The 25091-nt window shown below is 59.3% G+C and carries 28 protein-coding genes; 10 read left to right on the top strand and 18 right to left on the bottom strand.

Features of this window, described 5'->3' with window-relative positions; all coding sequences use genetic code 11:
• The first annotated feature begins 79 nt into the window (after window positions 1-79).
• A complete protein-coding gene (locus E3U32_RS15855) occupies window positions 80-388 on the top strand; it encodes a carboxymuconolactone decarboxylase family protein (RefSeq protein WP_134349545.1) in 309 nt (102 codons plus the stop codon).
• Entirely contained in the window at window positions 388-768 is a 381-nt protein-coding gene (locus tag E3U32_RS15850; protein WP_134349544.1) for a tautomerase family protein, read from the top strand. The genes E3U32_RS15855 and E3U32_RS15850 overlap by 1 nt, the downstream gene beginning before the upstream one ends.
• Here E3U32_RS15850 and E3U32_RS15845 read toward each other — a convergent pair.
• The 3 genes from E3U32_RS15845 to E3U32_RS15835 are packed head-to-tail and all read right to left on the bottom strand — an operon-like array spanning window position 759 to window position 3347.
• Entirely contained in the window at window positions 759-1823 is a 1065-nt protein-coding gene (locus E3U32_RS15845; protein WP_134349543.1) for a DUF2955 domain-containing protein, read from the bottom strand. The two genes, E3U32_RS15850 and E3U32_RS15845, sit on opposite strands and share 10 nt — an antisense overlap.
• Window positions 1813-2880, bottom strand: coding sequence for an HlyD family secretion protein (locus tag E3U32_RS15840; RefSeq protein WP_134349542.1), 1068 nt, complete (start codon window positions 2878-2880; stop codon window positions 1813-1815). The genes E3U32_RS15845 and E3U32_RS15840 overlap by 11 nt, the downstream gene beginning before the upstream one ends.
• Window positions 2877-3347: a MarR family winged helix-turn-helix transcriptional regulator gene (locus E3U32_RS15835; RefSeq protein WP_134349541.1), complete on the bottom strand. Its 471-nt coding sequence runs from the start codon at window positions 3345-3347 to the stop codon at window positions 2877-2879. Before E3U32_RS15835 ends, E3U32_RS15840 begins: the two co-directional genes overlap by 4 nt.
• A 361-nt stretch (window positions 3348-3708) precedes the next feature.
• On the opposite strand from E3U32_RS15835, the gene E3U32_RS15825 reads away from it, so the two are divergent.
• Entirely contained in the window at window positions 3709-4038 is a 330-nt protein-coding gene (locus E3U32_RS15825; RefSeq protein ID WP_134349540.1) for a hypothetical protein, read from the top strand.
• On the opposite strand, the gene E3U32_RS15820 is transcribed toward E3U32_RS15825, so the two are convergent.
• The 4 genes from E3U32_RS15820 to E3U32_RS15805 all read right to left on the bottom strand — a co-directional run bounded on the left by E3U32_RS15820 (window position 4013) and on the right by E3U32_RS15805 (window position 6376).
• Window positions 4013-4816 carry a DUF4225 domain-containing protein gene (locus tag E3U32_RS15820; protein WP_134349539.1) on the bottom strand — a complete coding sequence of 268 codons (804 nt, stop codon included), beginning with the start codon at window positions 4814-4816 and terminating at the stop codon, window positions 4013-4015. The genes E3U32_RS15825 and E3U32_RS15820 overlap by 26 nt on opposite strands.
• A gap of 178 nt (window positions 4817-4994) precedes the next feature.
• Window positions 4995-5690: an ArsR/SmtB family transcription factor gene (locus E3U32_RS15815; RefSeq protein ID WP_134349538.1), complete on the bottom strand. Its 696-nt coding sequence runs from the start codon at window positions 5688-5690 to the stop codon at window positions 4995-4997.
• A complete protein-coding gene (locus tag E3U32_RS15810; protein ID WP_134349537.1) occupies window positions 5665-6060 on the bottom strand; it encodes an amino acid-binding protein in 396 nt (131 codons plus the stop codon). The genes E3U32_RS15815 and E3U32_RS15810 overlap by 26 nt, the downstream gene beginning before the upstream one ends.
• On the bottom strand, window positions 6053-6376 hold the full coding sequence (locus tag E3U32_RS15805) for an antibiotic biosynthesis monooxygenase family protein (RefSeq protein ID WP_134349536.1): 324 nt from the start codon (window positions 6374-6376) through the stop codon (window positions 6053-6055). Before E3U32_RS15805 ends, E3U32_RS15810 begins: the two co-directional genes overlap by 8 nt.
• 219 nt (window positions 6377-6595) lie before the next feature.
• Between E3U32_RS15805 and E3U32_RS15800 the strand changes: the two genes are divergently transcribed.
• Window positions 6596-6865 (top strand): DUF1778 domain-containing protein, encoded by a 270-nt coding sequence (locus E3U32_RS15800; protein WP_134349535.1) that lies wholly within the window; start codon window positions 6596-6598, stop codon window positions 6863-6865.
• 3 nt (window positions 6866-6868) lie between these two features.
• Window positions 6869-7390 carry a GNAT family N-acetyltransferase gene (locus E3U32_RS15795; protein ID WP_134349534.1) on the top strand — a complete coding sequence of 174 codons (522 nt, stop codon included), beginning with the start codon at window positions 6869-6871 and terminating at the stop codon, window positions 7388-7390.
• A 50-nt stretch (window positions 7391-7440) separates the two neighbouring features.
• Here E3U32_RS15795 and E3U32_RS15790 read toward each other — a convergent pair whose 3' ends face one another.
• Window positions 7441-8856: an aldehyde dehydrogenase family protein gene (locus tag E3U32_RS15790; RefSeq protein WP_134349533.1), complete on the bottom strand. Its 1416-nt coding sequence runs from the start codon at window positions 8854-8856 to the stop codon at window positions 7441-7443.
• Window positions 8857-8956: 100 nt separating this feature from the next.
• On the opposite strand from E3U32_RS15790, the gene E3U32_RS15785 reads away from it, so the two are divergent.
• A complete protein-coding gene (locus E3U32_RS15785; RefSeq protein WP_134349532.1) occupies window positions 8957-9859 on the top strand; it encodes a LysR family transcriptional regulator in 903 nt (300 codons plus the stop codon).
• On the opposite strand, the gene E3U32_RS15780 is transcribed toward E3U32_RS15785, so the two are convergent.
• Window positions 9846-10325: a carboxymuconolactone decarboxylase family protein gene (locus E3U32_RS15780; protein ID WP_134349531.1), complete on the bottom strand. Its 480-nt coding sequence runs from the start codon at window positions 10323-10325 to the stop codon at window positions 9846-9848. The genes E3U32_RS15785 and E3U32_RS15780 overlap by 14 nt on opposite strands.
• 102 nt (window positions 10326-10427) lie before the next feature.
• Between E3U32_RS15780 and E3U32_RS15775 the strand changes: the two genes are divergently transcribed.
• Window positions 10428-11816, top strand: a complete 1389-nt coding sequence (locus tag E3U32_RS15775; RefSeq protein WP_134349530.1) for a PLP-dependent aminotransferase family protein — start codon at window positions 10428-10430, stop codon at window positions 11814-11816.
• 40 nt (window positions 11817-11856) lie between these two features.
• Here E3U32_RS15775 and E3U32_RS15770 read toward each other — a convergent pair whose 3' ends face one another.
• Window positions 11857-12018 carry a DUF1127 domain-containing protein gene (locus E3U32_RS15770; protein ID WP_134349529.1) on the bottom strand — a complete coding sequence of 54 codons (162 nt, stop codon included), beginning with the start codon at window positions 12016-12018 and terminating at the stop codon, window positions 11857-11859.
• A gap of 176 nt (window positions 12019-12194) precedes the next feature.
• Here E3U32_RS15770 and E3U32_RS15765 point away from each other — a divergent pair, with 176 nt between their 5' ends.
• Entirely contained in the window at window positions 12195-13610 is a 1416-nt protein-coding gene (locus E3U32_RS15765; protein WP_134349528.1) for a PLP-dependent aminotransferase family protein, read from the top strand.
• Window positions 13611-13701: 91 nt separating this feature from the next.
• Here the strand turns inward: E3U32_RS15765 and E3U32_RS15760 are convergent, their stop codons facing one another.
• The 3 genes from E3U32_RS15760 to E3U32_RS15750 all read right to left on the bottom strand — a co-directional run bounded on the left by E3U32_RS15760 (window position 13702) and on the right by E3U32_RS15750 (window position 16396).
• Window positions 13702-14823 (bottom strand): cupin domain-containing protein, encoded by a 1122-nt coding sequence (locus tag E3U32_RS15760; RefSeq protein ID WP_134349527.1) that lies wholly within the window; start codon window positions 14821-14823, stop codon window positions 13702-13704.
• Window positions 14824-14959: 136 nt separating this feature from the next.
• On the bottom strand, window positions 14960-15562 hold the full coding sequence (locus tag E3U32_RS15755) for an ATP-dependent Clp protease proteolytic subunit (RefSeq protein WP_047346219.1): 603 nt from the start codon (window positions 15560-15562) through the stop codon (window positions 14960-14962).
• Between the two features lie 63 nt (window positions 15563-15625).
• Window positions 15626-16396: a DeoR/GlpR family DNA-binding transcription regulator gene (locus E3U32_RS15750; protein WP_134349526.1), complete on the bottom strand. Its 771-nt coding sequence runs from the start codon at window positions 16394-16396 to the stop codon at window positions 15626-15628.
• A gap of 81 nt (window positions 16397-16477) precedes the next feature.
• Here E3U32_RS15750 and E3U32_RS15745 point away from each other — a divergent pair, with 81 nt between their 5' ends.
• Both E3U32_RS15745 and E3U32_RS15740 read left to right on the top strand, forming a co-directional pair.
• Window positions 16478-16864 (top strand): VOC family protein, encoded by a 387-nt coding sequence (locus E3U32_RS15745; protein WP_134349525.1) that lies wholly within the window; start codon window positions 16478-16480, stop codon window positions 16862-16864.
• 185 nt (window positions 16865-17049) lie between these two features.
• Window positions 17050-17667, top strand: coding sequence for a response regulator transcription factor (locus E3U32_RS15740; protein ID WP_134349524.1), 618 nt, complete (start codon window positions 17050-17052; stop codon window positions 17665-17667).
• Between the two features lie 3 nt (window positions 17668-17670).
• Here the strand turns inward: E3U32_RS15740 and E3U32_RS15735 are convergent, their stop codons facing one another.
• From E3U32_RS15735 to E3U32_RS15715, 5 genes are all read right to left on the bottom strand, one after another.
• Window positions 17671-23253 carry a trifunctional serine/threonine-protein kinase/ATP-binding protein/sensor histidine kinase gene (locus tag E3U32_RS15735; protein WP_134349523.1) on the bottom strand — a complete coding sequence of 1861 codons (5583 nt, stop codon included), beginning with the start codon at window positions 23251-23253 and terminating at the stop codon, window positions 17671-17673.
• A 9-nt stretch (window positions 23254-23262) separates the two neighbouring features.
• A complete protein-coding gene (locus E3U32_RS15730; RefSeq protein ID WP_047957675.1) occupies window positions 23263-23643 on the bottom strand; it encodes a response regulator transcription factor in 381 nt (126 codons plus the stop codon).
• A gap of 23 nt (window positions 23644-23666) precedes the next feature.
• Window positions 23667-23927: a XapX domain-containing protein gene (locus tag E3U32_RS15725; protein WP_010427264.1), complete on the bottom strand. Its 261-nt coding sequence runs from the start codon at window positions 23925-23927 to the stop codon at window positions 23667-23669.
• Window positions 23924-24145, bottom strand: coding sequence for a DUF1427 family protein (locus tag E3U32_RS15720; protein ID WP_134349522.1), 222 nt, complete (start codon window positions 24143-24145; stop codon window positions 23924-23926). Before E3U32_RS15720 ends, E3U32_RS15725 begins: the two co-directional genes overlap by 4 nt.
• Window positions 24146-24206: 61 nt before the next feature.
• Complete coding sequence (locus E3U32_RS15715; RefSeq protein WP_047059056.1) at window positions 24207-24893, bottom strand: hydrolase; 687 nt, start codon at window positions 24891-24893, stop codon at window positions 24207-24209.
• Window positions 24894-25091 lie beyond the last annotated feature (198 nt).

The raw sequence follows: 25091 nt of genomic DNA, 5'->3' as shown, positions 1-25091 counted from the left end.
GGACGTTAAATCAAAAACATTGCGATTTTATTTATGGTGGCACCCTGCGAGAGTCTTTACCAGACAACAGGAGGAAAAAATGAGCACAACATTACATCGCGACACACTGGCGCAGCTATCACCTAAACTGGCGGAACTCAGCCAGCAGGTGCTTTTTGACGATATCTGGCAGCGCCCACAGCTGTCACCGCGGGAGCGGAGCTTGATCACCCTTGCTGCCCTGACGGCGCTTGGGCGCACCGCACAGATCCCCTGGCATATCGACTACGCCCGACAAAATGGCGTTACTGACGAAGAGATTGCCGAGGCGTTTACCCATCTGGCGTTTTACGCAGGCTGGCCTGCGGCCGTCAGCGCTCTGGCCTGCCTTGCTGAGGAGAAACGATAATGCCGTTTGTCCGTATCATGACGGGTGACCGCTATAGCGAGATGCAAAAGAAACACATCTCGGACATTTTGCATCAGGCGCTGACGGAGACCTTCGCCGTTCCCGCGCAGGACCGGTTTCATTTTTTTGAATGCTTCGCTGCCGGGGATCGATACATTGATCGGCACTATCTCAGTCCGGGCAGAACGGAGGGGGCGATATTATTCAATATCGTTGCCGGTAAGCCGAGGAGCGAAGAACAGAAAGCGGCGTTGTACCGCCAGCTGGCTACGGAACTGAATCTGAAGATGGGTATCGACGGCGCGGACGTGATGGTCGTTATCCAGTTTACGGCCGCTGAGGACTGGAGCTTCAGCGGCGGCATACGCTATCACCTCTGAATGACGTAGCGCGTTGGGGCGAATCGGTTGAGGATCAGGTGTACCAGAAAGACCATCGTCAGCGTCGCCACCAGCGAAAAGGTAACGGACGTGATGCGATAAAGATCGCTGAACACCAGGTCGCTGTCCGGGTGCATGTTCTGCCCGAACATAATGCCGATGGTCGTAATGCTGGAGAACCCCACCCCGGCACCGACCTTTTCCATCACGTGCAGACGCGCGCCAAATGCCAGCCCAAGGCCGATCAGCGGCATCATCAGCAGCATATGGCTGCTGTGGTCGTAGAGGATAAGCTGGACGACCAGAATATAGAGACAGCCCAGCACCACACCAACCACGCGCCAGATGGAGCTCATCACCGCGCCGCGATAGTGCATCGGGAACAGAATCAAAATCCCCGCCATCAGCGCCGAGAGCGAATCGCTTAAATCGCTCATCTGAAAAACGACGAAAATCAGCGTCGCGACGGTGCCGGAGAGCAGCGACTCGTGGCGCACGCGAGCATCGTCTTTCTCGATAAGCGGCGGCGGCTTGCGCGGCTCCACATCCGGCAGGAGATAGTTCATCAGCGCGCTCAGGCACACCGCCATGACGCTTGCTTCAATGTTGGAAAACAGCAGCGTGTGCCAGTTGGTGGTGGGGTAGCTCATAAAATTGAGCATTACGCTCTGGCACACCACGCCCATTGAACCGAACAGAAACAGCGGCCCCTTGCTCATAAAGCGAAAGCGCATCACGTACAGGGCAAACACCACCAGCGTCATGATGACCGGCCATTGCGACAGATAGCCGATGATTATCACCATTTCCACGCAGTTGAGCGATGCGCTGAAGATAAACTGCTTCGCCACGTGGCGGTTAAACACCGGGACCAGCGACAGCAGCATGATCGGGTAGACCACGAAAAAGACGCCGTAGCTGGTGTTGTAAAAGCTGGAGATGCTGAGCGCAATCATCCCGGCAAAGACGATGCGCAGGGTCTGGCGAAAGTCGTTTGCCGTGTAGACGATGTTGCCGTGCGGGGTAAACACCCGCGCCAGGGTGCTAATAGACATAGTGAAGCAGGCTCACCAGATGGATTTGCATCCCGGAGAAGAAGCGCGCAAACGGACCTTCGCTGTTGTAGAGCTGCACGGTCGCGCGGGCGCCGGTCGGCAGATGCTTTGGCAGCGGTTCGTCCAGCGCAACATGAATGCGCATCCGCTGGGCGTCACGTACCCAGCGGTTAGAGGTTTCCGGCTCGGAGAGCTGGCCGTTAACGGCCTCCTGACCGGCGAGGATCCCCGCGTCACTGCTGGTCACGTGGGCGCGGAAAACGTGCCCCGGGAAGGCGTCAAACACCACGGCGGCATCGGTGCCCTGGTGGGTATGGCGCAGGCTCTTCTCGCGGAAATCGGCCACGATATCGGTCTGGTTGTTCACCAGCGCCAGCGCGGCCGAGCCAGAGGAGGCATAAAAACCGGGGCTTAACTGCAGGTTGCTGACCGTACCGTCCGCCTGGGCGTAGACCTTCGTCCAGCCGAGATTCAGCTCCGCTTCATCCAGCGCGTTACGGTACTTTTGCAGCGTCACGTTGCGGTGCTCATCCCGCTCGCCGCGCTGGATGCGCAGGTTCTGGATATTCGCCTGAATCGAGCTGACGGACTGCTCGCTGCTCTGCCAGGCGGTACGGACCTTATCCAGATCCGCCTGCGAGACGTTCTGTAACGTGCTCAGCTTCTGATAGCGATCGAAGGTCACTTTGTCGTTACGCGCGGTCAGCACCGCGGTTTTCAGGCTGGCCTGCGCGGCAACGATCTGCGCGTCCAGCTGTTCGTTGGAAAGGCGAGCCTGCTCGAGGGCAATTTGCGCCGCTTCCACTTTATTGCGAAACGGCGTGTCATCGAGCTCAAAGAGCAGATCGCCCCGCTTCACCTGGCTGTTGTTATGGACATGTACCGCCGCCACATAGCCGGAGACGCGCGGAGAAACCGGCGTTACCACACGCATCACGGTGGAGTCCGGCGTCAGCGGGATCCAGATATCGGCGATGACAAAGTAGACAAACATCAGCAGGAAAGAGGCAATACTCACCCTTACCCAGCGGGCAAACTTTTGTTCAGGAGTCATTATTTTTCGGTCTTGTTATCTTCTTCGCGGATTGTCCGCAAATTGCAGGCGATTTGATTCAGGGTGGCGCTGAAAATGTCGATATGTTCAGGCGCGATGTTTTGCGATACGCGCGCCTGATATGTCTCAATCACCTGAGTGAGCCTTTTTAATATGGCTTTTCCCTCAGGCGTCAGCGTCAGAAGCCGGATGCGCTTGTCATAAGGCGATACGGTGCGCAGCAGGTAACCCTGTATTTCCAGCTGTGTAAGGGTGCGCATCAGCGGCGGCAGTTCAATGCCCTGCATCTCCGCCAGCTCACTCACCGAGACGTTATCCCCAAGCTGATGCAGCTGCATCATCACCGTCCAGCTCGACTGGGTTAACCCGGTATCGAGAATGGCGTCATCGATGACGGCACGCCACTGGCGCACGATCATCGCCATCCGCATGCCCATCGGCCTGCGGCTGAACAGTTCTTCTTCACTCATGGGAAATCCTCTCGTCACACGCGGCCACGATAATAGTTATCAGGGTAAGTATCAAGAAACGCGAGGCGAAAGAGCAGGAATTGCGAAAGGATATCTCCCGCTCCCGGTGGGCTGAGGGATCCCCAGTAATATGCTCATGCCGGATAACTTCTTCTACCAGACTCAGGTATGGCAGAACCCGCCTGTGCCTGATGCTGCTTGCCTGATAGTGCCAGTGTAAACACTGCCTTTCTGCCCTGTAGCCTGCCAACCACATCATTTAACGGCAACGGCACAATAATCCGGACAGGTGAAGACAAAAGCAGGAAGGAACGGAACTTTTAAATAGTGTATTCTTTTTATCAGGTTAAAGGAGACGTGAATGACAGTGAAAGACCAGGAACTTATCGCGGCAGGATTCACCAGTAAGGATATCGAGAGAATCAAACGTCACCAGGCGACTGGGGACTCGCAGGAAAAGGTTCTGAAGGATCTGGCCGGCTATTTCCTGTCGGTAGTCTGGATCACCGGCGGGATGGCCATAATCACCCTGCTCACCGTGATCTTTGGCAGCGCCAGCCATGTTATCTCCTGTGTGATTGCCGTCGTCTTTCTGCTGATTGTGCTGCTTCTGGTGATGCCGGTCAGACTTGGCTATAAATCATGGAAGCTGATGAGATCACATATCAGCGACTCCGGCCATCACGGGTAAGAAGTTCCAGTACCACCTTCGCACTGACCCCCCATCCCAAAACCTTCATCGTCAGTTTGCCTGGAGACATAGTTTCCACCTTGCGGAAATAGTCTCCGGGAAGATAACGGAAAAGACGCCAGGCCTCAGCTTTCCCGGTCAGACCAAACACACCATAAACGTTGGCTGCAAGCGTGGTTGCATTAAAGATCCCCAGGCCGACATCGCGGCTGAAGCCCATAAATTCCGCTACGGACATAGCGCCGTCCGCCAGGATCCCCTCTGAAGCAGGTTCATTCAGGAGCTGGCGGGCTGCCTCCCGTGATACCGTATTAAGGGCATCACCGACCAGAACGGCACCGGCAAGCATACCAGCAGGCGTCATAGTTGCGATCATAACACCGCCAAGCACAGCCTGAACGCCGGCGAGAACGACCTTAATCCCGGATATGAAGTATCCGACAATTTTATTCTGCTCTGTTACATACTGAATTTCAGCGTAGATTCGGGCATAACCGGTTTTCAGCATGCGCGACTGTTCAAGCAGGAACTCATTCTCAGCCCTGAGTTTTTTCAGGCAGGTAATGCATTCTTCATCGCTCCTTGCTCTCCTCGCCGCGTCAAACTGTTGCATGACAACCTGTCTTATCTCATCCACGAATTTCAGACGGGTCAGTGAATCACTGAGGTGCATGGCTGCGACGGTATTTGCGGTATTCACAAGCTTTCGGGCTTCCAGATTGATCATCGTATCAGCCCACTGGCGCCGACTCTGCCCCGGAAAAAGAGCGATATCCATTGCATATTCCTTTTCTGCCGTCAGGACGAATATTCCTTAACCGACCAGCCTGGGTCAGTTTGGGTGTAGAGAATTATTGTACAGAAAGCCTGTTTTTGGAACAGGCTTTCTGTAGCAATAGGGGGTACTCCAGCCCTGTGGGAGAGAGTCGGAGTGAGGGCATCATCCGCAGCGGAGTTTAGCGGCTAAAATGCTTCCTGACGGCAACTTTTCCTGCAGCCGTCACCACCACCTCCCGATACCCCGCCACCCGCTGGATCCAACCTTTACTTTCCAGATGCATGAGCATCGCCGCGCCGGCTTCGCCTCCAAGATGAAACCGCCGCTCGCTCCAGTCCAGGCAGGCGCAGCAGGCCTTGCGACGGGGATGAGAACTTAGCGGAATGCCGAGCATCAGGAACTGCTCCCGCCCATACAGCGTTAGCGCGGAACCGTCTGCCTCAAGCCAGCCTTCTGCCTGCATGAACTCATAGATCTGCACCGCCACCGTTCCGGCAAGATGGTCGTAGCAGGTTCGGGCTTCACGCAGGGCTTTTGGCGCGGAGGTTTCCGGCGGCGCAATGCGGCTCCAGGAGAGCCCCATCATCTGCTCGACCAGCGCCGCCACGTCGGGCCCGGCAAGGCGATAATAGCGGTGTCTCCCCTGAGACAGGCAGGTAATCAACTTCCCCTCCACCAGCCGGGCGAGATGCCCGCTGGCGGTCGACGGCGCAACGTCTGCCGCAGCGCTCAGTTCGGTAGCCGTCCACGCCCGCCCGTCCATCAGCGCGCAGAGCATTTTCACCCGCGACGGATCGGCCATTGCAGACGCCACCGCGGCAATGGCCAACTCCAGCGCCGCGCTGTTATCAGGGGGTAAGCTCGTCTTTAACATTCGTCGCCCAGGGTTCGGTGATCTCTGCGGCCAGCTTATCATCATCCGTCAGCAGAATAAGGTGATTCGCATGATCGCTGTACTGGGTCAGGATAGACACGCCCTTTGCGGCCAGCGCGGCCGCTAGCTCGCCCAACTCGCCGGGCCGCTCCTGCTTGAGTTTTCTGATAACCGGCTTGCGTACGGCCTGCACGTTGAACCCGCCATCGGTCAGCACGCGACGGGCTTTTTCCCCCTCTTCCACCAGGAAGTGGGCATGCGTGCCAAATACGCCACCGCCTTCCAGCCCCACGCCGCTGCGGCCCAGCAGTTGTCCAAAGCGCGCCAGTTCACCGGGGATATCGCTAAAAATCACATGAACGTCATACATCAGCATGCCCTCCGGTTTCGGAACTGTATTCCCGCACCACCTGCGCCACGCGAATGCGGTAGTACGCGAAAATCGACTCCCGCCCTTCGGCCTGCGCCGCCTGGTGAAACGCGTTCTGCTTCCAGCGAAGGATAGCCTCTTCGTCACGCCACCAGGAGAGCGAGAGAATTTTGCCGTCGGTGGTCAGGCTCTGAAAACGTTCGATATCAATAAAGCCGTCGATGTCCGCCAGCAAAGGCTTGAGTTCGGCGGCGAGCTGCAGGTAGCGCGCCTGATGATGAGGTTCCGCTTTGGCTTCGAAAAGGACTGCGATCATGAGTGTCTCTCCGTTATGAGGGTGAGGAGAGAATGCAGGGGGAAAAAGCACAATGCTTCGGTAAGGAGCGAAATGTTGTGCCGGATGGCACTGCGCTCAACTTCTCGTTGAATTCCCGTGATGACGCACTTATGATGATTACTGTACGGATAAATGCCGTACAGTAATTTTGCCTGTAAAACGAGGCGTAAAGCCTGGATAAAGATTGAGAATGAAACCATGTCAGCACTGAAGAAGCAGCGCATCGATCTCCGGTTAACCGAAGATGACAAAAATATGATCGAAGAAGCGGCGGCAATGACAAACCAGTCGATTTCACAATTCATGGTCAGCACAGCCTCTGAACGCGCAGCAGAGGTAATTGACCAGCACCGCCGCCTGGTCCTTAGCGAAGCATCCTGGAATACGGTGATGGATGCCATAAGCAATCCGCCTGCGCCTAATGACCATCTGAAGCGAGCGGCTAAGCGTCTCCGGGATATGGAGTAATACGTGAACGACGTGAAGATAGGGATTTTTTCAGAAGACGTTGAGTACGACGTAAGCCATTTCGACTGCGGAGAAGAGAGCCTTAATATCTTTCTGACGGAGCACCTGAAACGCCAGCATCGCGGAAAGTTTTTGCGGGGTTATGTTCTCACCACACGAGAGTCAAAACCGCGTATTCTGGGCTATTACACGCTCTCCGGAAGCTGTTTTGAAAAGGCTTACCTGCCCTCAAAAACACAGCAAAAACGTGTTCCTTATAAAAATGTGCCGAGCGTTACCCTTGGCCGTCTGGCGATTGATAAACGTATTCAGGGGCAAGGATATGGCGAATTACTCGTTATCCATGCCATGAAGACCGTTTATTTAGCCTCCTTTGCCGTCGGCATTCATGGCCTGTTTGTCGAAGCACTCAACCATAAAGCCAAAGATTTTTACCTCAAGCTGGGGTTCATACCGCTCCTGGCAGAGAATGAATTCACACTGTTCTTACCGACGAAAACCTTTGAAAACGTGTTTGAAGAGTGATCCCAGCCCGTAACGCCCCGGCAAGCGGGGCGTGCTATCCATAGGCAGAGCTAACCGAGAATTGACCTCGGCTCCATAAACGCCCGGATCCCCCACTCGCCCATCTCGCGCCCCACGCCTGAGTGTTTGAAGCCACCGAACGGCGCTTTCGGTTCATGAGCCAGGGTATTCACCAGCACGCGGCCGGAGACTATCTGCTGCGCCACGCGACGAGCCCGCTCTGTATCACGACCCAGAACCATCGCGCTCAGGCCGTATTCTGTGTCATTGGCAATGGCGACAGCCTCCGCCTCGTCCTGATACGGAATCACGCACAGCACCGGGCCGAAGATCTCGTCACGGGCAATGGTCATCTGGTTGTTCACGTCGGTAAACAGCGTCGGACGCACGAACCAGCCGTCTCGCGTCCCGTCCGGTCGCCCTTCGCCGCCCGCCAGCAGGCGCGCCCCTTCTTCGATCCCTTTGCGGATATACCCCTGCACCCGCTGCCACTGCTTCTCGCTGACCATCGGGCCAACCTCTGTCGCGCTATCGCGCGGGTCGCCGGATTTCACCGCCGCCACGGCCTGCGCCAGCGCGGCTTCAATTTCAGTCTGACGCGACCGGGGCACCAGAATGCGCGTCCCGGCCACGCACGCCTGCCCGCTGTTCATAAACCCGGCCTGAATCGCCAGCGGGATCGCCTGAGTCAGATCCACATCATCCAGCAGGATCGTCGGCGATTTACCGCCTAGCTCCAGCGTCACGCGCTTAAAGCCTTCCGACGCGTTGCGCAGGATCGCCTTGCCGGTACTCGTCGAACCGGTAAACGAAATCTTCGCGACGTCCGGGTGACGGCTAATGGTTTCGCCCACCGTATCGCCGCGTCCGGTGACGATATTAAACACGCCCGGCGGTAATCCGGCATCGCGCAGCGCTTCGGTGACGATCTGCGTTTGCAGCGCGCTCATTTCGCTAGGCTTGATCACCGTCGTGCAGCCCGCCGCGAGCGCAACCGCCAGTTTGCCGCAGATAAATCCCGCATCGCTGTTCCACGGCGTGATCAGCCCGGCCACGCCAAGCGGCGTCATCTGTACCGTTGCGGCACCTGCAGTGGTGACAAACTCAAACGCCTCCAGCGCTTCAATGGCCTGGGCAATCACCTCCGCGGGATAGCTGGCCATCCACGCCGAGCGCGAGGCCGGCGCGCCATACTCTTCGATTACCGCTTCCAGCAGATCGTCATGTCGGGCGACTACGGCGGCATGCATGCGCTTCAGCGCGGCAATGCGCGCCTGCTTTGTGGTCTGCGACCACGCCGGAAACGCCGCTTTCGCCGCCGCGATAGCGCGTTCGGCGTCAACCTCATCCGCCAGGCGAACCTGACCAATAACCTGTGCCGTTGCCGGGTTGTACAAGTCAAAACGTTCGCTACCGTGCGGGGTAACAAACTCGCCGTTGATAAAGATCTGTTCGATGTTGTGCATATAACCCTCCTCAGGCCGTGTGGGCACAGTCTGGCACGGCTTCTCCGTTGCGATAATCCACGCTATGATGCAAGGGTTGTTTCGATTTTCAGGATAATCTATGCATCGTTCAGGTCTGACAGAGCTGGAAGTGGTGATGGCGGTGGTGCGGCGCGGCAGCTTTCGCGGCGCGGCGCAGGAGCTGGGGATGTCCGCCACGGCGGTCAGCAACGCCATCGCCGGGCTGGAGAGCCGCCTTGAGACGCGCCTTTTCAACCGCACCACCCGCAGCGTGGCCCTCACCGACGCCGGGCAGCGCTACGTGGCGCGAATTGGCCCGGCTCTGCAGGAGATCCGTCTCGCCGGGGAGGAGATCCACAGCGACACCGGGGAACCCGCCGGCACGCTGCGCCTCAACGTGCCGAACCATATCGGCACGCTGTTTCTGGACCAGCTGCTGATCGACTTCATGATCCGCTACCCGAAAATGCGCGTTGAAACGGTGAGTGAAGCGAGGATGATCGATATCGTCGCGGAAGGCTATGACGCGGGGATCCGCCTCGAAGAGTCCGTCCCGCAGGATATGATCGCCGTGCCGCTGACCGGTGAGATCCGCCAGCTTGTCACCGCCACGCCGGACTATTTCGCCCGTCACGGTATACCCGAGACGCCGGACGATCTGCTCCAGCATCAGGGGATCGGCATGCGCATGGCCCACGGCGGGATCTACCGCTGGGAGCTGGCCCGTCGGGGGGAAACGTACGCGCTTGCCGTGCCGCCGCGCTTTGCCACCTCGGATCTTTTCGCCTCGATCCGCGCCGTGAAAGCAGGTTTAGGTGTGGGGTTTTTACCGGAACTCTATATTCAGGACGAGCTGAAAAGCGGAGAACTGGTGAGCGTGTTAAACGACTGGGCGCAGCCGTTTGCCGGGCTGCGCCTGTACTACGCTGGCCATCGCCACGTCCCGCCGGGGCTGCGGGCGCTGGTGGCGATGATCCGCGAGCGCGGAATTATTCCAGGTTAGCTTTGTTCAGCCCGTAAGCCGCATCCAGCGCGCCGGGCGCCATGCGGGACGTGATCCCCAGACGGTTCCAGGCGTTGATCGCCACGATGGCGAAGTTCAGCTCTGAAATCTCCACGTCGGAGAAATGCTCCGCCACGCTGCGATAGAGCGCATCGCTCACGCCGTGAACGCCGATTTGGGTCAGCGCTTCGGAGAACGCCAGCGCCGCTTTTTCACGGGCGCTGAACAGCGGAGACTCGCGCCAGGCCGCCAGATGGTAGAGACGCAGCTCGCGCTCGCCGGCGATTTTAGCCTCTTTCGAGTGCATATCCAGACAGAAGGTGCAGCCGTTCAGCTGCGACACGCGAATGTCGATCAGGTGCTTCAGCGCCGGGTCGATGGAGGTTTTTGCCACCTCCATGCTCAGGGCAGACAGCGCGTTAGCGAGGGCAGGTGTGACTTTATGGTGGTTGACGCGAGTGCTCATGGTCTTTCCTCTAATTTATACTGTATGTGTCATGCGATGAGGCAAATCTACGCCGTTCATGACATAGTAAAAAGACACAAAAAGCGTGAAACGAGGTAGGACATGAAGCCGGGCTATCACGAGATTTATTCCCGCTATCGCGACAACATCACGCGCGGCGTGCTGAAGCCGGGCGATAAGGTCCCTGCCATCCGCGTGCTGGCCGAAGAGTTGAAGGTGGCGCGCAAAACCGTCGAAACGGCATATGCCATCCTGACGGGCGAAGGGTATCTGGTAAGCCAGGGGGCACGCGGCACGCGGGTGAACCCGGATTTACTGCTGCCGGATAAAAGTCCACCGACGGAACAGCCCACCGGCACGCTCCCGGCATCGCTTATCAGCCAGCGAGAGAGAGCGGGATTTCTGCGCCCCGGCATTCCTTCCCTCGACAGCTTCCCCTATAAAAAATGGCTGCTGCTGGCAGGCCAGGCGACGCGTTCCATGCGCCAGGAAGAGATGCTTAACCCGCCGGTGCTGGGCTGGTATCCGCTGCGCCAGGCCATCGCCAGCTATCTCAACATCTCACGCGGGCTCTCCTGCAGCGCCGAGCAGGTGCTGATCACCAGCGGCTACAGCGGCAGCCTGCGCCTGATCCTCGACACGCTTGCCAGCCGCAGCGACAAGGTGGTGTTTGAAGATCCGGGCTATTTTATGGGCCAGCAGCTGCTCAAGCGGATCGTGCCGCGCCTGCACACCGTGCCGGTCGATCGCAGCGGCATCGACACGGAATACCTGCTCCGTCACCATCGCGACGCCCGTTTTGCCATCGTGACCCCGTCGCACCAGAGCCCGCTGGCGGTTACGCTCTCCCTGCCGCGTAAGCAGCAGCTGCTCGACTGGGCCAGCCAGAACGACGCGTGGATTATTGAAGACGATTACGACGGGGAATTTCACTACACCCGCAAGGTGCTGCCGTCGCTGAAAAGCCTCGACCCACACGACCGGGTGATTTTTATGGGCACCTTCAGTAAAACCATTATGCCGTCGCTGCGTATGGGCTACGTGGTGATGCCCGCCAGCACCGTCGGGGTCTTTACCGACTGCGCGGACATCACCACCAGCGGCCAGCCGGTGCTGACGCAAAAGATCCTCACCGCGTTTCTCAACGAAGGGCATTTCTTCCGTCACCTGAAGAAGATGCGCGCGCTGTATCAGACCCGCCGCGACTGGATGATTGCCGCCCTGCAGGAGGTTTATGGCGATCTGTTTTTCACCGAGCAAAACGACGGTGGGATGCATATCGTGGCGTTTCTCACCAAAGGAAGCGGTGACCGTGACGTGGCGCGCTGCTGGCAGGAACAGCAGCTGCAGGTCAATGCGCTTTCCGAGTGGTATCGCGGGTCCGGGAAGCGCTACGGGCTGGTGATGGGCTATAACAACGTGCGGTCGTATCAGGAAGCGGTGGCGCTGCTGGAAAGGCCGAAACGGCAGACGCTTGAGCTGTTGAGCTGAACATCGCCGGGTGGCGGCTGCGCCTGACCCGGCCTACGGTTTAAATATCATTGCGCGATAACCCAACGTCCCTGAGCTGCTCGTCGCTCATTTGGCTCAGAATGCGGCGGGTACGGTGGATGCGATACCAGTTACGCAGCGTTTTCGCTACCCAGACAAACGCGATAAACGGACGTTTTGAACGATTCTCGTAGAATTCCATGATGCTCTCCTCGCTGTGCCAGTGGGCATATCATCACGGAAAATGGCCTGTACAATACAGATTCAAAAACTGCTTTTGTTTACCATACAGATCCGCTAAAACGGTATCTGCATGGCGATTTACCCATCAATCTGTACTGGTTTAACAATCTGTATGGTGAAAACAAAGGATACAGCATGACACGCTACCAACATCTGGCCAACCTTCTGGCAGAACGTATCGAACAGGGGCTGTATCGCAGCGGCGAACGTCTGCCGTCGGTACGCACGCTGAGCCAGGAACACGGAGTGAGCATCAGCACCATACAGCAGGCCTATCAGATCCTCGAAAACCTCCAGCTGATCACCCCTCAGCCGCGCTCCGGCTATTTTGTTTCGCAGCGCAAAGCGCAGCCGCCCGTCCCGGCCATGACGCGCCCGGTGCAGCGTCCCGTGGACGTCACCCAGTGGGATGAGGTGATGATGCTGCTGGATGCCCGCGCCGACAAAGAGATGATCTCCTTCGGCGGCGGCTCGCCGGACATTAACCAGCCGAGCCTGAAGCCGCTGTGGCGCGAGATGAGCCGCATTGCGCAACATAACCCGGGCGAGATGCTGAGCTATGACGTGCTTGACGGGCGGCTGGAGCTGCGCGAGCAGATCGCCCGCCTGATGCTGGACGGCGGATCCACCGTCGCGGCAAACGAGATTGTGATCACCAACGGCTGTCACGGCGCGCTGTCGATCGCCCTGCTCTCGGTCTGTAAGCCGGGGGATATCGTGGCGGTAGAATCGCCGTCGTTTCATGGCACCATGCAGATGCTGCGCGGCTTTGACATTAAGGCCATTGAAATTCCCACCGATCCTGAAACCGGGATCAGCATCGAGGCGTTAGAGCTGGCGCTGGAGCAGTGGCCAATCAAAGCGGTGATCCTGGTGCCCAACTGCAACAATCCGCTCGGGTTTATCATGCCGGAAGCGCGGAAAAAGCAGGTCTTAGCCCTCGCCCAGCGGCACGATATCGTGATTGTTGAGGACGATATTTATGGCGAGCTGGCCGCAGAGTACCCGCGCCCGCGCACCATTCATTCGATGGATATTGACGGTCGCGTGATCCTCTGCAGCTCGTTTACCAAAACCGTGGCGCCGGGCCTGCGCGTCGGCTGGATTGTGCCGGGGCGCTATTACGACCGGGTGATGCACATGAAATACGCCGCGGGCGGGTTTAACGTGCCGGGCACGCAGATGGCGGTGGCGGCGTTTGTCCGCGACGGCCATTACCATCGCCACGTGCGCCGTATGCGCCAGATTTATCAGCAGAATATGGAGACCTATACCTGCTGGGTGCGGCAGTATTTTCCGGCAGAGATTTGCGTCACGCGCCCGCAGGGAAGCTTCCTGCTGTGGGTTGAGCTGCCGGAAAAGGTGGATATGGTATGCGTCAGCAAGCAGCTGTGTCGGCTGAAGATCCAGGCCGCGGCCGGGTCGCTGTTTTCCGCCTCCGGAAAGTACCGCAACTGCCTGCGGATCAACGTGGCGCTGCCGCCAACGGATAAGCATCGCGAGGCGTTGAGGAAGATGGGAGAAGCGATCGTGATTGCGATGGAGGAGTAGTTTTTTGCCGGGTGGCGGCTTCGCCTTACCCGGCCTACGTTCTTGCCGTTGTAGGCCCGGTAAGCGCAGCGCCACCGGGCAACAGACCGCACTACTCGTCGAAGTACCAGTACCCCTGGTTAATCAGCCCGGTGAGCTCCTCAACAAACGCCGGGTTGTTCAGCGCATCGCCCAGCTCAGCCTGGCCCAGCTCGGTGTAGCGGCACAGCGCATCCGCCGCCTTCGCGTCTACCGTTTCCAGCTGTTCGCTGTTGATAAAGAAGCTGCCGTTAATGTTCAGCACGCGCAGGCCGCTCAGGCGAGACAGCGTTTCGCCGCCCTGCAGCGCGTCCAGCACCTCTTCCGGCGCATACGGCGGCTCGGCAGCGGCGATATCCAGTTCGTGACGCGGCGTGGAGACAAAGCTGCCGAACCATTTTGTGAAATCATCCGGCTTACCGATCATATCGATCATCATCTGACGAAGGCGATCGAGCTCGTACTGCTCCACGCGGCCAGGGTGTTCGCGACAGGTCAGATCCGGATCGCTGTAGTGCTCGCCGCCCAGATCGTTTTCCAGCGCGTAATCGGCGAAGCTGCTGATCAGATCGCGGCCGTTTGGCCCGCGGAAGCCGACGGAGTAATTCAGCGCAGTCTCATGGGTAAAGCCGTCGTGCGGGAATCCAGGTGGGATGTAGAGGATATCGCCCGGGGCCAGATCTTCATCGATGATCGGTTCGAACGGATCCACATGCAGCAGCGCCGGGTGCGGGCAGAACTGACGCATCGGCAGCTTGTCACCCACGCGCCAGCGGCGGCTTCCCATCCCCTGAATGATGAACACATCATACTGATCGATATGCGGACCCACGCCGCCGCCCGGGACAGAGAAAGAGATCATCAGGTCATCCAGACGCCAGTCCGGCAGGACGCGGAACGGACGCACCAGCTCCGCCGCGGGCATATGCCAGTGGTTTACCGCCTGCGCCAGCAGCGACCAGCCCGTTTCGCCCAGATCGTCAAAGTGCTCAAACGGACCATTGCTGGCCTGCCATTTGCCGTTGAAATGGCTCACCAGACGGCTATCGACTTCCGGCTCCATCGCCAGCCCAGCCAGCTCGTCCGGGGTAATCGGATCGACAAAATTCGGGAAAGCATTTTTCAGCACAACGGGTTTTTTTTGCCAGTATTTCTCAAGAAATTCCGGCCAGTTCAGGTTCAGTTGATACGCCATGGATAGCACCAGTGAGAGGGGAAACAGGCGCGATTATAGGCAAGAAGGCGGAGGGGGAACTTGTCATGGGTCAAACGAGGGCGTGTAGGTCGGGTAAGGCGTAGCCGCCACCCGACACGTACACGGCGATAAAATCTTAATCCAGCTTCAGCTCGTCATAATGGGTAATCAGCTTGCCCACGATGCCGTAGTCCAGCGCTTCTGCCGGAGACATCCAGAAGTTGCGGTCGGTGTCTTTTTTCACTTTTTCCAGCGGCTGGCCGGTGGCGTCAGCGATCAGCTTGTTCACGCGATCCAGCATGCGGATGATTTCGCGCGCTTCGATCTCAATATCCGTCGCCTGACCGCGCACGCCGCCCAGCGGCTGATGAATCATAAAGCGGGTATTTGGCAGCGAGTAGCGGTGCTCTTTTTTCGCCGCCAGGAAGATGGTGATCCCGGCGCTTGCCACCCAGCCGGTGCCGATAACGTGCACTTCCGGGCGGATGAACTTGATAAAGTCGTGGATGGTATCGCCCGCTTCCACGTGGCCGCCCTGGCTGTTGATGTACAGCTTGATCGGATCGTTGCTGACGCTCTGCAGCAGGATCATCTGGGTGATCACTTTCTGCGCCAGCTCCTGGTTAATCTCACCGGAGATCACAATCGAACGGGACTCCAGCAGTTTTTGCTGCAGCGCACCCGTGCCGTTTGACCCTTCCGCTTTATCCTTGTCACTTTCTTTCAGTGTGTAGTGCATTGTTATGTCCTCAGCATTTAGCGCTCAAAACCAGAGTGTAGCCTGTTTTACCCGTGAAAGTCCTCAGGCGCACACAATGCGAACGTCCTGCGCCGCAAACGCGTCGAGAACGCCCTTTTCCATCCCCTCTTCCACCACCAGCACATCGATGTCACGGCTCGTCGCCACCACATAGCGCGCCACGCCGGGCAGCTTGTCGGCGGTCAGGGCCACGATGGTCTGGTTACTCTGGGCGATCGCGACTTTTTTGAACGCGCAGTCGGCAAAATCGAACCCGGTGAGCCCCATCTCCGGGTCCATCGCGCAGCCGCCGATAAACGCCTGGTCGAAGATAATGCCCTGAATCTGGCTTGCCGCCGTGGCGTCCACCGCGCCGCCGGAGGTCCGCTGGATCTGCCCGCCGGTGACAATCACTTCACACAGCGGATGATGCAGCAGCTCCGCGGCAATCGCCGGGGAGTTGGTGACTACCGTAACGCGAAGATCCGCCGGAAGGGCTTTCGCCAGCGCCAGGTTGGTCGTGCCCGCGTCGATAAAAATACAGCCGCCAGGCTTAACCAGCGCTGCTGCTTTCTGCGCGATTGTGTTCTTTTCTGCACTTATTTTCTGTTCGCGGCTGAAAAAATTCCCCGCGTCAGGCAGCTGAAGTACCGCGCCGCCGTAGACCTTTTTACAGATCCCTTCTTTGCTAAGTTCATGTAAATCCCGGCGAATGGTGTGCTCGGACACGTTCATCTGGCTCGCCAGCTCGGTACAGACCACCCTTCCGCTCTGCTGAAGGATCTGACGGATCCGCTCTTGTCGTTGTTCCGGAAAAGCAGCATAATCGAGCATAGAAAGTCCCTGTAAAAGTCTAATCGAGTATCAATGCGCATAATGTTGCATAACCGCGCAATACACACAACGAGGGTTATTATGAATATTGCACATGTCGCACTCTGGACCCGCAGCCTCAAGGCACAGGTTCAGTTCTGGGAAACGGTGTTTGGTGGCCGCAGCAATGAACGCTACGTCAGTCAAAACCGCCCGGGGTTTGAATCCCATTTTATTACGCTGGATGACGGACCGACCATCGAGCTGATGACGCTGCCGGACCTGCCAGGCGCGCCGTCACACCCGGAGTTTATCGGCTGGGCGCATATCGCCATTAACGTCGGCAGCAGGGCGCAGGTGGACAGCATGGCAGAGCGGGCGCAGGCAAACGGCACGCTGCTCAGCGCCCCGCGCATGACCGGGGACGGGTTTTATGAAGCGGTGATTGCGGATCCGGACGGCAACCGCATTGAGCTTGTCGGTGCATAAAATCAGCGTTTCGTTCCTTAACCGCCCCTGCTACGGCTCGCTATACTTCATCTTCATACGGTTATCATATTGTTAAATGATAATGATAGTTAATGTGTTAAGATGAAAGTCAGCATAAACAGTCTCTTACGTACGCGTCGGGACTGTTTGCATCCTCGACATGTAAATCAGCACCGGGGCGGTGAATGGAACACATTGTGTATGTGGTTGATGACGATGACGCAGTCAGGCAGTCCGTAATCGGGCTGCTGGAATCGGCAGACTTAAACGCCATCGGCTTTTCATCGGCAGAAGCGTTTCTTCAACACCGGTTTGAGGAGCTGCCGTCGTGCGTGATCCTCGACATGCAAATGCCTGCCATTTCGGGCTTTGAGGTGGCTGACGCGCTCAAAGACAGCGGGCGCGAGATCCCGATTATTTTCCTCACCGGCCACGGCACCATCCCGATGTCGGTGCGCGCCATAAAAGGCGGCGCTTACGAATTTCTCACCAAGCCCGTTGAATCCGCCGCGCTTATCGACGCCATTGAATCCGCGCTTCGGCTGGCGGAACACAACGCCGTGCGCAATAAAGAGCACTACGCCTTGAAGCAGCGGCATATGTCCCTCACGCCGCGCGAACACGAAGTGCTGACGCTGGCGATTAGCGGCATGCTGAACAAGCAGATTGCCGCCGAGCTGGGCGTCAGCGAGATCACGGTGAAAGTGCATCGCCGCCGCGTGATGGAGAAAATGCAGGTGCGCTCCGTGGCAGAGCTGGTCAGGGCCGTTGAGCGCCTGACCAAAAGCCAGCCTGCGGAGTAACGTTTACGCGCCCTGTTCGGCCAGCGGCAGCGCAAAGGCAAATACGGTGCCGTGCGGCGCGCGGCGGCGCGCGCTCAGCTTCCCGCAGTGGCGCTCAATGATGCTGGCGCTGATGGTCAGCCCCATCCCCATTCCCTGCGCTTTGGTGGAATAGAACGAGTCAAAAATCTGCTCCAGCCGCTCGGGCTCAATGCCGCTGCCGGTATCGGCGATCTCGACGATAACTTTCCCGTCCGCGTTGTCGGTGCTGAGGGTGATGGTGCAGGGGCGATCCGTCACCTCGGCCATCGCCTCTACCGCGTTCATCACCAGGTTAAGCAGCACCTGCTGGATCTGCACGCTATCGCCGGTGACAAAGCTCTCCTGCGCTTTCAACAGATAATCAACGCTAATATGTCGCAGCTCCAGCTCGCTGCGCGAAAGCGTGATGATATGGTGGATCAGGTAGTGCAGATCGATGCGCGAGAAGGTGGGATCCTGCTTGCGCGTCAGGGACTGGATGCTGCGAATGATCTCCCCCGCCCGCGCGCCTTCCTCGGCAATCTCCTCCAGCCCTTCCCGTACTTTATCCAGACGGGCCGGCTCGCGGTTAAGCCAGCGCAGGCTTGCCCCGGCGTTAGAGACGATCGACATCAGCGGCTGGTTGATCTCGTGGGCGATGGAGGAGGTCAGCTGTCCGACGGTGGTAGCGCGGGACACCCGCGCCAGATCCGCCTGCGCCACCCGCATGGCATCTTCCGCGGCGCGCTGGCTGGTGATGTCGGTGATGATGCCGTAATACTCGTTCACCTCGCTGCCCACGCCCACCGGATCGCCAATCCCGAGGATGTAGCGCGTTGAGCCGTCGGTACGCTTAACGCGAAACTCCGCCCGCATGGAGAGCCCGTCGCGCACGCTCTGGGTGACGATGGCGCTGATGCGGGCGTAATCGTCTTCATGAACGAAAGTCAAAAACTCCGCCATGGAGATCATCTTTTGCCGTTCGGGCAGGCCGAGAATGCGGGCGTACTCGTCCGAGACAAACATCAGATCCTGCTCCAGCTCCCAGCGCCAGCTGCCGGTGTGGCTGATCTGCTCGCCCAGCATCAGCGAGGTCTGGCTGGCGCGCAGCTCTTTTTCCACCCGCCGGCGCTGGATGTTCTCCGCCAGCAGCTCGGCGTACAGCCGCGCCGTCTCCAGGGAGACCGCGGCCTGCGCGCCAAGCAGGCTCACCACCCGCGAGTGCTCGGCGGTGAAGACCTCCGGCATCAGGCGGTTTTCCAGGTACAGCACGCCCACCAGCCGCGCCTGTTTGAACATCGGGACGCACATGACGGCCGCCCCCGAGGTCACCAGATAGGGATCCTGACTGAAGGGATGGAACTCCTCCGGTTTACCGGTGCGGATCTCCTGCCCGGTGCGGATCACCGCCGCCAGCACCGACAGCGGCAGGTCGGTCGCCGTCGGCACGTCTTTCAGGATCCGCACCCGCACGCCCTCGGTGCTGGTCCAGGCGCTGGCTTCGATCTCCGGAATGAGGTTATCGCTCACGCGAAGCAGCAGGCCGCGCTGCGCCCCGGCGCGTTCGAGCAGGATCGTCATCAGGTTTTCGATTAAACGCTCAAGGTTGATCTCTTCCGACAGCGCGCGTGAGGCTTTGATGACGCTCTGCAGATCGCGGATCGTCTCATTCTGGGCGAACGCCACCGTGTCATAGGCGCTGGCCTGCCCCGAGGCCAGCAGATGCGGGAAATCCTGCTCCAGCTGGCGGATTTTGGCCTGCGCGCCCGCGCGTCCCCAGGCGGCAATGGCCCCGCGGAAGTGCGCGTCCGAGGCGGTCGGGTAGCCGCAGGCCAGGGAAAAGCGTCCCGCCAGCTCGTGGGCCAGGGCGTTGATCGGATTAAACCCGCCCTCGCGGGAGAGCCGGACCGCCTTCTCATACTGCTCAAGCGCGATGCTGTTCATCCCGTCCAGACGCACGATTTCGGCATAGATCAGCGCCTCTTTATCCGCAAACGTGCCGGGATTAATGCGCGCCCAGAGGGCGATTTTGTCGTAGTGCGCGTGAATGCTGCGGCGGTGGTTCGCCGAGAAGGTCTCCGGCGTCAGCTGACGCGACAGCGCCAGGGCGCTGTAGAGATGGTAATCCAGCAGATGGATGTGCCCCGGCGCAGACCACGCGTACCAGCCGGCCATCTCCAGATCCGCCTGCGCGTCGGCATACTCCCCGCAGGTAAAGTGCGCCATGCCCCGGTAGAGCCAGTACCAGAACAGCATGGTGGAGGTCTGCTCCGGGGCCTGCTCCGGCGACGCGGGAAGCAGCGCCTCAGGCAGCACCTGCGACGCGGTCCAGGTGCCGATGACCGGCGTGCGCAGGAACTCAACGTAGCCGCGCTGGAGCATTAAAATGGTTTCCACGTCCTGGAAGTGGGTTTTACGCACAAACGCCAGACCGCGATCGATGCTGGTCAGCACCCCGTCCAGGTGATCGCCCCGCGAGAGGAAGTTAATCACCTGGTGGCAGGCCGCAAAGCAGGCCATCGTCATATCGCCATGGGTAACCGCCGCGCTGAAGCAGGCTTTCGCACACTCGATGGTAAACGATAAAGGCTGGGTCCAGACGCTAAGCTGGTCGAGCGGCAGCAGGGTTTTGGCTTCAAACGCATCGTAGCCGTGGCGGCTCACCAGCTCGCGAGCCAGCGTGCCGTACTGAAACCCGAGGCGATACTCGGCGTAGCGGTGGCCCATCAGCACGCCAAACCAGGCCATCGCCGTGGTGGAAGCACCGGTGATGCCGTGGTCGAGGGTCAGGTGCATCATGCGGCAGAGCAGTAAGAAATGCAGGCGCGGGCAGATGAAGCTGGCGCAAATGCTGGCGCTGTAGAGCAGGTTCATCACCGCTTCGGTTTCCGGGTTCTCCATTCGCGAGAGCGGGGCAAACAGGTTTTGCGGCGCGTCATTCGCGCGGTTGCAGAAGCGTTCCCAGGCCTCGTCGCAGTCGGCGTCTTCCGGATAGCGGCCAATCTGGATACCAAAAACCCCCAGCCAGCAGAGCGCCGCCTCCAGCGCCAGACGGCTGTCCGACTGGCGAATGTAGACTTCCACCAGCAGGTTGGCCGCCAGCGCCTTTTCGGTCAGCCCGCCGGGGCAGCCGAGGATAGCGTCACACAACTCGCGGGTACGCTCCAGATGCCCCAGCGCAAACTCGCAGCCCGCCTCTTCGATATCGAGCATAAAATCTGACACCGTCCCGGCGTTGCCCAGCGCTCTGGCGGTCTGGATATAGCTCAGCGCCGAAAGGTAATCTCCCGAACGCTTCGCGCGTCGCGCGGCCAGCAGGCTCAGCTCGCGGAACCTCTGGCGCTGCGGGGCGGGGTGTATGCTGTCCAGCGCGGCCGTGACGTGGTGAACGGCGCGGAACAGCAGCTCGTTTCCCGCCGCCTGCCGCGCGGCGTCGGCCAGCAGGCTGGCAGTCGTCAGGTGAAGGCGGCTTTTCTCATGCCGATCCAGCAGCGCAAAGGCGGCCTCCTGCACCCTGTCGTGGGTGAAGGCGTACTCTTTTTCCGTCAGCACGATGAGCTGCGCCATCACCGCCGGGTGCAACGCATAGCGCATTTCCGCCATCGACAGGCCGACCACGCGGCACATCATCTCCATTTCGCCCGTGCCGCCGAGACAGGCGATGCTGCCCAGCAGGTGGCGCGTCTCGTCGGGCAGCTCTTCAAGCTGCTCCAGCACCAGGGTAACCACGTTTTCGGTGTAATGCCTGGCGCGGATCGCCTGCAGATCGTAGTGCCACTTGTCCTGATATTTGTTATGTACCACCAGCCCGTCATCGACGATGCGGCGGAAAAATTCGTGCACAAAGAGCGGGTTGCCGCCGGTTTTTTCATGGATCAGCGTGGCGAGGTCGGTCGTCGCCGCGCTGCGGGTGCGAAATACCGTCGCCAGCCAGCGGGCCACGGCTTTGACAGACAGCGCCTGCGGGACAATCTCGCTCGCGTGTTGCGCCGCCTCCGGCAGGCTCGCCAGCGGCTGTTGCAGCGTGGGGTCGGATAACGAACCGATATCGCGGTGGGCCACCACCACCAGCAGCGGGATTGCGCCGCAGTTCACCAGCAGATAGCTCAGCGTATGCAGGCTGGCGGCGTCGCTCCACTGGAGATCGTCGAGCACCAGCACCAGCGGGCAGCCCTGCGAGGCAAAGGTTTTCACCAGCGCCAGCACCATATGGCTGAAGCGCGCCCGGGCATCAATGGAAAACGTATCCGCCGAGAAGCGCGGCTTGCTCTCAAGCAGCAGGCCCAGCTCGGGCACCAGGCTGACGGCCAGCGCCTCGTATCCCTCCAGGGCGCGCGAGAGGCGGATTTTCCACTTCGCCACCTCGTCTGCCGGCAGCCCCAGCAGGTGCAACGTCAGGGTGCGGAACGCGGAGCTTAATACACCGTAGGGCAGTGACGGCGAAAACTGATCGACTTTGCCCACCGCCAGCAGCACCGTGCGCTGCTGCAGCGTTTTGAGCGCCGTCGCGATGATCGAGGATTTGCCGATCCCCGACGGCCCGCCGATCGTCACCAGCTCCGGCACCCGGTTCTGCCCCACCCGCTCAAACGCGGCAATGACGTCGTTCGCCTGCGGATGGGTCGCGAACAGGGAATCCGCCAGATGGATCGCCGGGGTGCGGTCCTGCTGGCCGGGGGTAAAGGCGACGATCTCGCCCTCGCAGGTCAACGTCGCCTGGCAGCGGCGGAGATCGGCAATCAGCCCGTCGACCGTCTGGTAGCGGTTATCGGGGTGCTTTTCCAGCAGCTTCAGGATAATGGTCGACAACATTCCCGGCACGTCCGGGCGGATCGCGTCCGGGGCCAGCGGCTCCGAGGCAATGTGGTAATGCGCCCAGTTGGTCAGATCGTCCTCCCCCAGCTCAAACGGCAGGCGGCCGGTCAGAAGTTCATACAGCACCATGCCGAGGCTGTAGAGATCGCTGCGGTTATCAACGGGACGCTGGGTGCGGGAGGTGTGCTCCGGCGACATCCAGGCGGGCGTACCGCCTGAAACCGCAAGCCGGGTCTGGGAGAACGCATCAGAGAGAGTACAGGAGAGGCCAAAGCTGCCCAGACGGCAGGTGGCATCGTGCTGAACAAAAATGCTGCCGGGTTTGATATCGCCGTGGATCAGGTTTTGCAGATGCATCTGGCGCAGGGGGACGCAGATCTGGATCGCCAGCTCGATAAAGCGCGCGATCCCTGAGATCGCCCTGCCCGCGCGTCGCGCCAGCAGTTCAAACGAAAACGGGGCGTACACCAGCGCGAAGCGCCCCCGGTACTGGGTGGACGCGACGGCGCGAATGGCCCAGCTGTCCTGCAGCATATCGCGCAGCGCAAACTCGTTTTTGAGCAGCCGGGTGGCCCGCTCTTCCTCTTCGTCGCTGACCGCGGTAGCGATAATGAACGAGCCGCCGGAATGAGGATGTCGCGCGTGCATCCAGGCGATTCCGCCCTCCTGCGCCAGCACGGTAAAAATCACATCCTCTTTAAGGACAAAAACCCGCCCCTGATGAAGATTCCCCTGGGCGGGCCAGAATGCAGGCTGCTCGTTTTCGTTCATCCGCGATCCTTATTGTCGGCGGGCCAGCTCCCGCTGAATATGATCCAGCAGAATATCGATGTTAATGGGCTTACGCAAAAAAGCAGCGGCGCCCAGGCTGAGAGCGTACCGCTGCATATTTTCATCAGCATGACCGGAGATAAAGAGCACGGGCGGCGGCGGTACGGCCAGCAGCCGCAGCTTGTCAAACAGCTCCAGGCCGCTCATGCCCCGCAGCTTGATATCGGTGATCACCAGCGCCGCGCCGGACAGGGCGAGAGGATGGCTGAGAAATACCTCTGCCGAATCAAACGTATCGGTCGAATAGCCTTCCGACTCCAGGAGATTACTCAACCCGCTGCGGACGGAACGTTCGTCATCAATGATGGCAATGCGCCACGGCAGCGTCATGCTGTCTTTCCTCTCACAAATCATTAAACGTCGCGATCGTCCTTCGCGGGCGCAGGAGGCGCCGTGCCGCTGATTTTCGGCACGCATTCGTGACGAAACCAGGCGAGGGTAAGCGGTTCGCGACTCAGTAAACGCCGTCCCACCGGGATGAGCTGTTCACCTACCAGCATGCCAAACAGGCCAAGCAGGGCAACAACCGGCGGCGCCGGGGAATGGACGTCGAGCAGGGCGTAAATTACCCCAGCAACCACGCCGCACACCAGCGAAATTATCCACGCTTTCATGAGGACGCTCCCGTCTGCGATGTAGCCTGTGGAACGGTCACCTGAGGCGGCGGCGCGGCGTCGCGGGATAACAGATGCCGCGTCGCCTGTTCACCTGCCAGCATCCCCAGCAGGCCAATCAGCGCCAGCGCGGGCGGCGCGGGGGAGCGCACCTTCAGCACGGCATACATCAGGCCAATCAACACGCCTGCGGCAAGGGATATCAGCCCAATACTCATTGTGAACTCCAGAGAAAAAGGCAGCGGCGAGCCGGATGAGGGACCAGCCCGCCAGCGAGGCTTAGCGAGCCGGGACCGGCGCTAAGGTGCGGTGCTCGCTCTTCTGGCGAGACGGCGCTTTGTGCACCATGGTGTAGGCGTAATCAACGCCCATGCCGTACGCGCCGGAGTGCTCGCGCACGATATCCATTACCGCGGTGTAGGTCTCTTTACGCGCCCAGTCGCGCTGCCACTCCAGCATCACCTGCTGCCAGGTCACCGGGATCACGCCCGCCTGGATCATGCGCTGCATCGCGTAGTCGTGGGCTTCTTTGGAGGTGCCGCCGGACGCGTCCGCCACCATATAAATTTCGTAATCGCCTTCCAGCATCGCGCACAGGGCGAAGCTGTTGTTGCACACTTCGGTCCACAGGCCGGCAACCACCACCTTCTTCTTGCCGTTGGCCTTCAGCGCGTCGCGCACTTTCTGGTCGTCCCAGGAGTTCATGGAGGTACGCTCCAGAATGTCCTGGCCCGGGAACACGTCCAGCAGCTCCGGGTAGGTATTGCCGGAGAAGCTTTCGGTCTCAACGGTGGTGATGATGGTCGGGATGTTGAACACCTTAGCCGCTTTCGCCAGCGCCACGGTGTTGTTTTTCAGCACCTGGCGGTCAATCGACTGCACGCCAAACGCCATCTGTGGCTGGTGATCGATAAAGATTACCTGACAGTTTGCAGGGGTTAACACTTCGAGCTTTGAAGAGGTCATAGCATTTTCCAGTGGTTAAGGGTGAAATCGCCGCGAGTGCCACGACGATAAAATCACCCTCATCCTGCGGTTTTCCGTCTTTGCGCGTAATTATCTCTTCGTATAGTTAACCTTAGGTATAGTTATACTTTGGTATACCTATCCTATTGTATAACTGGATCTTTGCCGAAACCGGTTCCCATAATCCTGACCATTCCC

Source organism: Lelliottia nimipressuralis, assembly GCF_004402045.1.
Lineage (GTDB): Bacteria > Pseudomonadota > Gammaproteobacteria > Enterobacterales > Enterobacteriaceae > Enterobacter > Enterobacter chinensis.
The sequence above is the reverse complement of the archived record's forward strand: the minus strand, read 5'-3'. Positions and strand labels throughout refer to the sequence as shown.